The sequence below is a fragment of the Candidatus Caldatribacterium sp. genome, from assembly GCA_014359405.1.
In the GTDB taxonomy this organism is placed as follows: domain Bacteria; phylum Atribacterota; class Atribacteria; order Atribacterales; family Caldatribacteriaceae; genus Caldatribacterium; species Caldatribacterium oleiphilum.
In genome coordinates this window covers 424-10680 of sequence record JACIZN010000064.1, presented here as the reverse complement: position 1 = coordinate 10680, position 10257 = coordinate 424, and the positions used below count along the sequence as shown (strand labels likewise).

Genomic DNA, 10257 nt, shown 5'->3' with positions numbered 1-10257 from the left:
AGGTCCCAAGAATAAAAGCTCAGAATTATAGCTGCAAGCATTGGACCGAGAACGAAAAATAAAAATCCGAGAAGCGTAGGCAGCACGAAAAGATAACCTGCACGATTTTCCCTTTCTCCCAACTCGATTCCCCCCGAGCTAACGATCTTGCATCTTCGTTCACTAACCCAAGCCTGGTCGACCAGGCTTGGGTTAGTGAACGATAAGGTCACTCCTCTTCAAGAATCTTAGTAATCTCCTGGTGAGCCTTCATGCAGCCTTCCTCCGCAGTCATCTCATTCGCAAGGATTGCACTAACATAGCGGAGCCAAATCTCCTCAACCCTAGTAAAGGCAACTGGTGCAGGAACCGGCTTTGCAGGAAACTCTACAAGTGATTTGTAGAAAATCTTGTAATTCTTGGGGGGAAATGCACCTATCTCATCGCTCATCGCGAGAGACTTTCTAGCCGGGATATTCCCTACTGGCGCCTCTTTGGTTCCGATAAGTTTCGATTGAACATCCCTGCGTATCATATACTTGATGAACTTCCAAGCCTGCTCAGGATGCTGGCTCGTGGTGAGAAGAGGAAATCCATCTACTCCAAAAAGCGTAACTCTCGGGGTTTCTTGATCCCACTTCGGCCAATACTGAATGTCACAGTCCGAAAACCCTTCTTGCACAAATGTTACTACTGGCCATCTTCCAGCTCCAAACATTCCCACCTGACCAGCAATAAAGAGACTAAAGGTTGGGCCAAACCCAGGAGTAGGAGCAACCCTATCTTTGTAAATCAAATCCTGTAAGAACTGCATAACTTCAATAACCTTGGGATCATTGGCATTGGATCTACTTAAGTCTTCACTCAGAAGACTAGTACCACGAACAAACAGCCATGGAATAGTACCGGCAAAATAAGCTGGTTCAACCGCAAATCCATACTGGTCTGGCTTGCCATCGTTGTTTTTATCTACTGTGAGTTTCTTGGCAATTTCTAAAAACTCATTCCTTGTCCAGCTCTCCTGAGGAGCAGCAATCCCAAGTTCGTTAAACATCTTTGTGTTGTACCATATCACCATGTTGTTCCAGCTATAGGGGAGAGCATATCTTTTCTCATCAAAGACCATCGCCTCAAGAAGAGCAGGAGCTACATCATCGAAGAACTCTTGAAGTTCTGCCCTGTCTCGGTCAATGTAAGCATCAAGTGGTTGCATAAGGTTCCTGCGAAGAAGGAACAGCATCCCCTCTGTAGCTACCCACATCACATCTGGCTTTTCTCCACCAGCGATCAATGTGCTCACCTTATCAAGATACTCTCCCCACGTAGCACCAGGAACAGCAATATAGTTGACATCTATATCCGGGTTCTCAGCTATAAATTCCTTAATAGTGTTTTTCCATCCTTCGAGTGCTTCCGGAGCCCATAGCCAGAAGACAAAGTTAAGCTTGGTTTTAGTAAACGCTTTGCCTCCTGCAAGTACAAGGCACACCAAAAACAACACCAAAAGCCCTACTTTCCTAGCTTTCATCACGATCTACCTCCATCCTATTTCAAGGCCTCACTTTAATCGTCTTTCCAAATACACTAAGCAGTTCTTCTGCCCTTTTCACCCCGAGCAGAAGAACTATGACGAGAACTTTGCCTGTTATCCTCAAGAATACAAACGCTCACCCCCTTTCTTCTAACCCAGCTGAAGACGCATAACCCTCTTTCCGAAGGGCTCCCACTCATAAAGACTCTCTCAACAAGGGTTTAGTCTCAAGATATACATCAGTGATTCTCTTTCCAACTTCAACACTCTCAACAAGGTTAGTCACCGCCACTTTTCCCACTTCTACCACAGGATATGGAATAGTGCTTAAAGGAGGATTCACGTGCCGGAGAACATCAATATCGTCAAAGCCCATAATCCCCACATCTTCCGGGATTTTAAGACCAAGCCCTTTAATCAAAGAGAGAACTTCAAGGGCGTAAATATCACTTGAGCAGAAAATAGCCACTCTCTTTGGGGTGTTTAGAATCAAACCCCGGATAAGATCTCCGAAGTCCTTTTTGTCGACGACAATTGGTTCGCCCAGGTCAAGTTCTCTTATCGCCTCAAGATATCCTTGCAACCGTTCCTCTGGAGCATAGACATTCATGACATCCCGATTCCTTAGAGGAGGACAAAGAAAAACAACTCTCTGATATCCTTTCGAAGCAATAGTGCGTACTGCCTCTTTCGTCACCTCACGGTCTCGTATTCCTACAAAAGGCACAGCATCTGAAACTCGATTACAGATAGTAACGACTGGGATACCTAACTTCCCAGAGAGATGACATAGATATTCCTCAACCTCTTTCCTCCTACAGACAGGGGCAAGAATAATCCCATCAACCCGCCAGCCCGCCAAGCGTTCTAACTGGCGTTTCTCTTCAGCACAATCCTTATTTGTCAGAGCAAGCAACAGCGAGTATCCTCTTCTTCGTGCTTCTTCCTCAGCAGCATTTACAACCTGGGCAAAAAAACGATTGTAAAGATTAAATACCACCATACCTATGATCCTGGTTCTCCCTTTCACAAGGCTCCGAGCTACAAAGTTGGACTTGTAACCCAGCTCTTTAGCTACTTCAAGAATCCTCGCTTTCGTCTCAGGGCTTATTCCTCTCCGATCGTGAAGGGCCCGGTCAACTGTCCCCCGAGAAACACCACAAAGTTCAGCAATAAGCCTAGTCGTAACTTTCTTCTGAGCCATCCCTGCCAATTACCTTAACTCCGTTAAGACTTCCCCCAAGAACCTCAATATCTTGTTCAAGCTTTCCATTTTTTTTCCTCTGCCGATAGATACCCCAGGCTTTTCCTGTACTCCAAATAGCAGAGAAATTATTTTGGTTGATCACTGGGTTAAAACTCATAATTCCCTGAACCATGTCGTACTTAAAGCCACTCAAGGCCAAAAGCAACGCCCAACTCGACATTGCTCGCACATAATGATGGCCACATTCAACTTCGTCCCAAGGGTTTCGGCGGTAACCATCGTGTCTTTCCCTTACAGCCTTTACAAGGCGAAGACCTTCGTCGACAAATCCCTCCCAAATAAGGAGTGCAGCTACTTCGTATTCGGTACCAGTCCACACCTCATCACAATATACAAGGGGAAACTTTGGCCGCCCCCCTCTAGGCCAGGAACAGACAAGGAGCCCTGCCTCGTCTCCAAGGACGAAAGCGCGGTGAACGTTGTGATGCAGGCGAAAGGAAGGACGAAAATTATATTGGAAGACAGCACTGACTGCTTTTCTAACCCTCTCTTGTGGGAGAACGTACCCTAATCCTGCTACATGAGCAAGGAATTGGCCAAAGAGTTGGTCCGAAAGACATCCTTCCCCGAACTGGTAACGGTAATCGTGAAAATTCTCAAGTTTTTGAATGTAGTACTCACCATTCCAGAGTAGCTCGTCCATCTTCTGAGAACCTCGTACAAAGAGCTTCTTGTATTTCTTGGCCCTCTCCTCGTCGCCTATAAAGCGAGCCATCTCAGCTCCAGCCAGGAGGGCAGCGAAAAATAATGTACTCGTCAGAGGATTAGGGCCATAGAGCTCAATGTCATAAGTAACATGCTGCGGTCCGTCGGGTAATCCGTCTCCGTCAGTATCCCAGTATTGAATGGCAAAATCGAGAGCTTGAGCAGCTTTTTCCCACACTTCCCTTAAGAACTCGCTATCCCCAGTCAACTTCCAATCCCGGTACAATCGCACAATGGTACCAAGTTGTCCATCAGCTGCTGGTGGTAGCTTGCCCCATGGTTCCTCAGGTTTCCAACATTTGTCTACCCCAAAAGCCTTAATGGTTCTAAAATTCATCCTTCCTTTTTCGTCAGTTTCACGGAGAAATTCCACTCTCCGCATAGACTGCTCGAGTTCTGGAAAAAGGAAAGCAACAGTCTGCGCATAATTCCACACGTGGGTACAACTTCCAGGACAACATCCTTTTGTGTCAAAGCATCCCTCATACCCCAGAAATGTACCATCTTCTATACGGAAACAAGTCGTACTTCGGAGAACAACAATCCCGTTGACAAGCGCCTCAATAACATAGGGAGGTAATGTACTTCCATAAAGGGCTCTCGCAAAATCTCTCGATTTCTGTTCAAGCCATTCCTTCTTCTCCACAACATATTCTGCAACGCGCCATGCATCGGAGAAGCGAGTGGCATAGTAGTTCCGTATAATTCCCGCGCTTTCGATTCTATGATCATTTATCGCTGTATCCCAGTAAGCGGGACGGTTAGGAAAGTGCCAGGTAAGTATAAACTCAAAACTTTTTTCCTCCCCTCCCTCAAGGACGTCATGCACTGCCAGTGAGCCTACTTTGACATCAAATTCTGACAGGAGAAATTCGTTGCCCCGCAGCTGGATTTTTCCTACTTCCTCAAGTTTTCCATCTTCACAGAAATCATCCCAGAACTCGTGAGCTCCATCAAACCATCCTCCCACATACCAGTTGGGCTTCACCGACACATAGCCGTGGGTGGTGACAAGTGCCATTGTTCCATACTTAAGGTGATTTTGAGGAAGATCGGAAGAATAGAAAAGCCCGCGAAAGGCTCCTCCCTCACGATATTCATTCTTCCTCTCTCCCACAAAACGAGGTTTGCCGAAATCCCCGCACCCTTCAAAACCAACAGCGTTAAAGAGGGATGCTGCAATGCTTACCCCAAGGTTCTTTCCCGAAAGATTTTTTACCCTATACCGCAAAAACACACACGGAATTCCAGAATTGTCTGCATCGAGGGGGATGAATGGATTGAAAGCCTCGAGAGTAACTTCAACGGGCGACGCTTTATCTTCTAAACTCACTCGCGCAAAAGGATATTCTACCTCCATCCAGGACTTTTCAAAACGAGGTAATCCTGCAAGTTCGCCGGGGCTGAAACCATGGGACTTATTAAAAGGAGGCTGGATTCTGGACTCAAGAATCCGAACAAAGGGTTCCTCATTCTCTGGCTTCACCCAGAGGGCAAAAAAGGTGTAGGGAAGAGAAACTCCTTTCCCAGGTCTGTTAAAAATCTCCCAATCCCTTAACTCTCCACGCGCTCCGAGCGACACAGTACCCGTGCCGATACCCCCAAAAGGGAGAGCTACCTCACGGGCCTCCCCAGGAAAAACCCTATGACCTTCCATGCTATAGAGTCCTCCCGAAAAGGGGGAACGGTTCATTTTCTCCCTCCCAGTTGCGTGCACGTGAACGAACTCTGACCATATTCTACAACCTTGCTTTCGTATCTGTCAACTATATGTTTAGATTCACATCATGCAGGACAACTTATGAGTCTGGTATCCCCACAGGCAACCTCGGAAACTTTTCCCCAACCCTACACTCTCCTGTCCTCACCTCTGAGCAACTTCCCTACTCGCAGTACAAGCTTTTAGAATTCCTCAACCAGCTACCTAGTTTCCGAATCCTATACGTAGCTCAAGACGTTCGGACTTGCAGGCCTTTTGGGGCTTCTAAAGTGGTCTTTAGAATCTTTGACTATCCTTAACCTTCCTTAAAGAGTGCAAGGTTACAGAGAAAGTCCTTAAGGAGGTAAACACTCTTACAAACCCTAGAAACTCCCTCGCCCTCCCCGGAAAAAGGAAGGCTTTCGCCTCAAAGGCGGGAGGGATTGGGGAATAAAGCAAGAAGCCTTTCTCAGGGCATCGAGGTTTTCAAGGACCCAAAGGTAGAGGTCAGTTACGGTGCGATTCGGGAATTTCCTCAAAAGACCACTCTCTTCGATGGTACGAGCTACCCCCTGGTAGCAGTGGCTGTACCATCCCGAGACGGCTTCATCCCACGGAAGGCACGAAGCACCATCCTTGTTCGGGCACGAGGAGCACTGGAAGCACTGGATGAGGCGGAGGAGCTCGAGATACCCCCAGGGATAGTCACCTTGAGGGGGAGTTTCGTCTTTTCCCTAAAAATCCGTTCTTCAAGGTAGTGGAACGTTGCCTCCGGTGAATCCTTCGGGGCATCCTTCGGAAGGGGAATCTCCACAACTTCCGCGTCGATGTAGAGGGCTCCTTCGGCTTTCGCCACGGATATCCGGTGATGCCCATCCCGGACGAAGTAGAAATCTCCGATTTTCACGAGGGAAACCGGCGGGAGAGGTTTCCCTTCCTGGTAGAGCGCATGAATCCGTGCCCAGCGGTGCCGGTCCCGCCGGGAAAGAGGAAGGAATTCTCGATCAAAGTCGGCGAAACGGTTCTCGGTCCCAACAATGCGTGCAATGGGTACAGCCTGGATACCCCGGTACATAGCTTCTCCGGTCCCCACGATTTCCTCCCAGGAAGCAAGGGGAAAGAGGCGGCGCCTGTGGTGCTTGAGCTTTCCAAGGATTTTCTTCCATACTCCTCGATAGTAGAGATGGTCAAAGGTTCGGAGACTCTCGTAGAGACCCATGGGCATCCCCTAACCCCATTATACCCCCGGCGACAAATCGACCAAAATGCGGTACAATAAAAGGGAATTCGCAGGGAGGGAAAGGGGTATGGAAGCAGAGAGCCTGCGCCGACTTGCTCGTTGGCTGTACCCGGGGATGCGGGTCAAGCGGTGGCTTGTCCTCGCAGTCTTTGGGGTGTTACTCATTTCCCTGGGTATGAGCCTCATCCTCTCGGTTCCCTCGTTCCGGGGGTTCTACAACCTCTGGCGGCGCTTCGTTTTCTCCTTTTTCGGCCACCAGTACCTTGCTGTGGCCTTTGGCCTTGCCTGGATTGTTGGTGGAGCCATCCTCATCGTCTGGGGTCTCCAGAGAATGAACCGTTCCATCATCGGTGCTCTCATGCCGGAGCGAGAACGGGACGTTGCCGAAGTTATTTTCCGGAGCCGCCAGCTTGCCCGGGGTCCCCACATCGTGGCGATTGGTGGGGGACATGGTCTGTACACCCTTCTCCATGGTCTCAAGGAGTACACCACGAACATCACCGCAATAGTCACCGTTTTTGATGACGGAGGGAGTTCGGGAAAGCTCCGGCGGGACATGGGCGTCCTACCCCCGGGGGATATCCGGAACTGTCTCATTGCCTTAGCGGATACCGAGCCCCTCATGCGGGACCTTTTCCAGTACCGGTTCGATGAAAACAACGAGCTCAAAGGACACAACTTTGGGAATCTCTTCATCGCCGCCCTGACGCAGGTGACGGGGGATTTCCAGCGGGCAATCCTTGAGTCAAGCAAAGTCCTTGCCGTCCGCGGTCGGGTACTCCCCACAACCTTAGAAAACGTGGTTTTAAAGGCCGAATGTGCCGATGGGTCGATTGTGGTGGGCGAGTCAAACGTGGGTTCCTGCGGGAAGAGAATCAAGCGTATTTTCCTCGACCCACCTCACGTTCCCACAACCCCTGAGGTCGTGAGAGCCATTGAAGAGGCGGATCTCATCGTCCTTGGCCCGGGAAGCCTCTACACGAGTGTTCTCTGTAACCTCGCCGTGGCGGAGGTTCGCGAGGCAATTCTGCGGTCTTCTGCCCCTCTTGTCTTTGTCTGCAACGTGACGACGCAGCCAGGAGAGACCGATGGGTACACGTTCTCCGATCACCTCGAAGCGGTGTTCCAGTTCCTGCCAAAAGAACGGGTGAATTACGTCCTCGTCAACGGCGAGAAACCGGATCCCGAGGTTCTCGAAGAGCTCGGGCGTTCCGGTATCGTCCCCATCCTTGCTGAGGGAGGCGAATGGGACTTTCCAGGAAAAATTCTCGAGGCGCCTCTCCTCTCAAGAGAATACCCCACACGACACGATCCCGACCGCCTTGCTCAGGCGCTCTTTGAGATTCTCCTTGAGGAGAAGCCTTCCTTTGGATTCTACTTTGCCCTCCACACCAAGAACGGATTCAAAAAGCTCAAAATCGCACGCCTTGTGAGCCGCCTGGGGAAGCGAGCCTTCAGCCGGAATTCCTGAGAGCGGCACGAACCACACACGTTGCTACATCGGCCATATTCTCGAGTTCCCCAAGAGGAAGGGAAATTCCCAGAGAACTGCGAAGGTAAAGGATTTCTCTTTTGACCTCAAGAAGGATTGCGAGGGCCTTTTCAAGCCCTTCTTTCTTCCTCTCTATCCCTGCGTACTCCCACATGACCTCCTGGATAGTCTGCCGAAGCTCCGAGTAGCGTTTAGCGTCTCCCAGGGTTCCAGGACACCCTGGGAACGGGAGAATCGAAGGAGGCACAAGAGGAACCTCAAAGCGAGCTATAGCCTGCGCCGCCCGAAAGGCAAAGGTGAGCCCTTCAAGGAGACTCGTTGAGGCCAACCGATTCGCGCCATGCACTCCACTGCAGGCGACTTCTCCCACCGCGTAGAGGCGGCGCACACTCGTTCTCCCCCAGGTATCGGTGAGAACACCTCCACAGGCAAAGTGGGCTCCAGGAACAACAGGAACAGGCTCCTCGAGGGGGTTGAAACCCCGCCGGGTGAGCTCTTCGAAAATTTCGGGGAAGCCAAAGCGGAGTCTTTCCCCTAAAGGTCGGAGGTCGAGGAAAACGTGAGAAAGGTTTCGCTCCTTCATGAGTCTGAATATCGCTCGAGCAACGACATCTCTTGGTGCCAGATTCCCAAGGGGGTGGAAACGCTCAAGAAAGGGTGTCCCTTGATCATCGCAGATTGTAGCCCCCTCCCCTCGCAGGGCCTCAGAAAGAAGGAAAGAATGGGCACAAGACGAATCGTAAAGGAGGGTGGGGTGGAACTGAATGTGCTCCATATCGGCCAAGGGGACCTGGGCGCGGAGCGCCAGGGCAAACCCATCCCCCGTGGACCAGGGACCTCCCGAGGAGTGACGAAAGAGCGCATTCAGCCCCCCTGTGGCAAGAACGGTGGCATGGGCAAAAATAGGGAAAATCTCGCCATCCTTAAGAACATAGGCGCCGAAGCACTCGGGTCTCCCATAGCGGCTTTCTGCTTCCCGAGCATACTGAAAGGAGGTGATGAGCTCTAAGGCAAAGGTACCGGTCAAAAGAGTAACATTCTCCTCTCTGCGCAGCGCCTCGTTGAGATGCCTCTGGATGACTCTCCCTGTGTAGTCCTTGACGTGGAGAATCCGCCTTCTTGAGTGGGCTCCTTCTTGGAAGAGGTCCCATGTGCCGTCAGGCTTTCGCTCAAAGGGAACTCTGAGTTCCTCGATGAGGAATTTCTGAACGAGCACCGGTCCGAGGCGGGCAAGAACTCGGGCGCTCCTTGGAGAAGCCGTTTTTCCTGAAGCCTCAAGGATATCTCGCGCCAGGAGATCGGTACCGTCCTTCTCTCCCCGGAAGACAATGCCTCCCTGGGCCTGCGCGGTATTCGTCTCCTCAAGGGAAGTACCCTTGGTAATGAGGCAGACCTTTTTCCCTTTCTGGGCAAGGAAAAGGGCAAGGGAGCTTCCTGCAATGCCGTTTCCGATGACAAGGGCGTCGTAGACCATCCTCATGCAATCTCAAGGCTCATATCGATTCCGGTGGCATGGTGTGTCATGTACCCGGTGGAGATGATATCCACACCCTGTTCAGCCACAAGGCGCACGTTATGAGGACCAATGCCTCCTGAAGCTTCAACGAGAGCCCGTCGCTTCACCACTCGCACTGCAGTTCTGATATCTTCAAGGGACATGTTGTCAAGGAGTACCACGTCGGCTCCGGCCTCACAGGCCTCATGGACATCCTCAAGGCTCTGGCACTCAACAACAATTTTCGCCGTGAAAGGAATGGCTCGGCGCACCCGAGCAATCGCCTCTTTCACCGAGCCACAGAGGACAAGATGGTTATCCTTAAGGAGAACACAATCATAAAGCCCCATCCGGTGGTTCACACCTCCACCGCATCGGACGGCGTACTTTTCAAAGAAGCGCAACCCTGGAGTCGTCTTCCGGGTATCGGCAATACGAACCGGAAGGTCGGCAACAAGGTCAACGAGTTCCCGCGTCCGGGTCGCAACCCCACAGAGCCGGGAGAGAAGATTCAAAGCCACCCGCTCCCCCTCGAGAATTGCCCTGGCCTTCGCAAGGACACTCAAAAGGATTGTCCCCGGGGAAAATCGAGCCCCCTCAGGAACGTGCGTCTCTCCCTTTGCTCCGGCATCAAGGAGCTCAAAAATCCGCAGGGCAAAGGGGCCACCTGCCATGACTCCCGGTTCTTTGGCCACGATATGGGCACGAACTATCTGCTCTCCAAGTTCCCCAAGACCCTGAGTCGTAAGGTCAAAGGGGCCGATGTCCTCGGCAAGGAACTGCCGGAGATACGTATCGAGATCCCACGGAGTAAGGCCGTTCATTTTCTCACCCTCTCTTGGCAAGATG

General features: G+C 51.0%; 7 protein-coding genes. 1 reads left to right on the top strand and 6 read right to left on the bottom strand.

Annotation, left to right across the window (positions count from 1 at the left end):
• Positions 1-208: 208 nt before the first annotated feature.
• From H5U36_06185 to H5U36_06170, 4 genes are all read right to left on the bottom strand, one after another.
• Entirely contained in the window at positions 209-1507 is a 1299-nt protein-coding gene (locus tag H5U36_06185) for a sugar ABC transporter substrate-binding protein (protein MBC7217725.1), read from the bottom strand.
• Between the two features lie 199 nt (positions 1508-1706).
• Positions 1707-2714, bottom strand: coding sequence for a LacI family DNA-binding transcriptional regulator (locus H5U36_06180; GenBank protein MBC7217724.1), 1008 nt, complete (start codon positions 2712-2714; stop codon positions 1707-1709).
• Complete coding sequence (locus H5U36_06175) at positions 2689-5139, bottom strand: hypothetical protein (GenBank protein ID MBC7217723.1); 2451 nt, start codon at positions 5137-5139, stop codon at positions 2689-2691. The genes H5U36_06180 and H5U36_06175 overlap by 26 nt, the downstream gene beginning before the upstream one ends.
• 607 nt (positions 5140-5746) lie before the next feature.
• Complete coding sequence (locus tag H5U36_06170; protein MBC7217722.1) at positions 5747-6400, bottom strand: hypothetical protein; 654 nt, start codon at positions 6398-6400, stop codon at positions 5747-5749.
• Between the two features lie 46 nt (positions 6401-6446).
• Between H5U36_06170 and H5U36_06165 the strand changes: the two genes are divergently transcribed.
• The gene (locus tag H5U36_06165) at positions 6447-7892 is read left to right on the top strand and encodes a YvcK family protein (protein MBC7217721.1); all 1446 of its coding nucleotides are present in this window, start codon (positions 6447-6449) and stop codon (positions 7890-7892) included.
• Here the strand turns inward: H5U36_06165 and H5U36_06160 are convergent.
• Together H5U36_06160 and nadC are read right to left on the bottom strand one after the other, a co-directional pair.
• Complete coding sequence (locus H5U36_06160; GenBank protein ID MBC7217720.1) at positions 7876-9387, bottom strand: FAD-binding protein; 1512 nt, start codon at positions 9385-9387, stop codon at positions 7876-7878. The genes H5U36_06165 and H5U36_06160 overlap by 17 nt on opposite strands.
• A gap of 2 nt (positions 9388-9389) precedes the next feature.
• Positions 9390-10232, bottom strand: coding sequence for a carboxylating nicotinate-nucleotide diphosphorylase (gene nadC / locus H5U36_06155; protein ID MBC7217719.1), 843 nt, complete (start codon positions 10230-10232; stop codon positions 9390-9392).
• Positions 10233-10257: the final 25 nt, after the last annotated feature.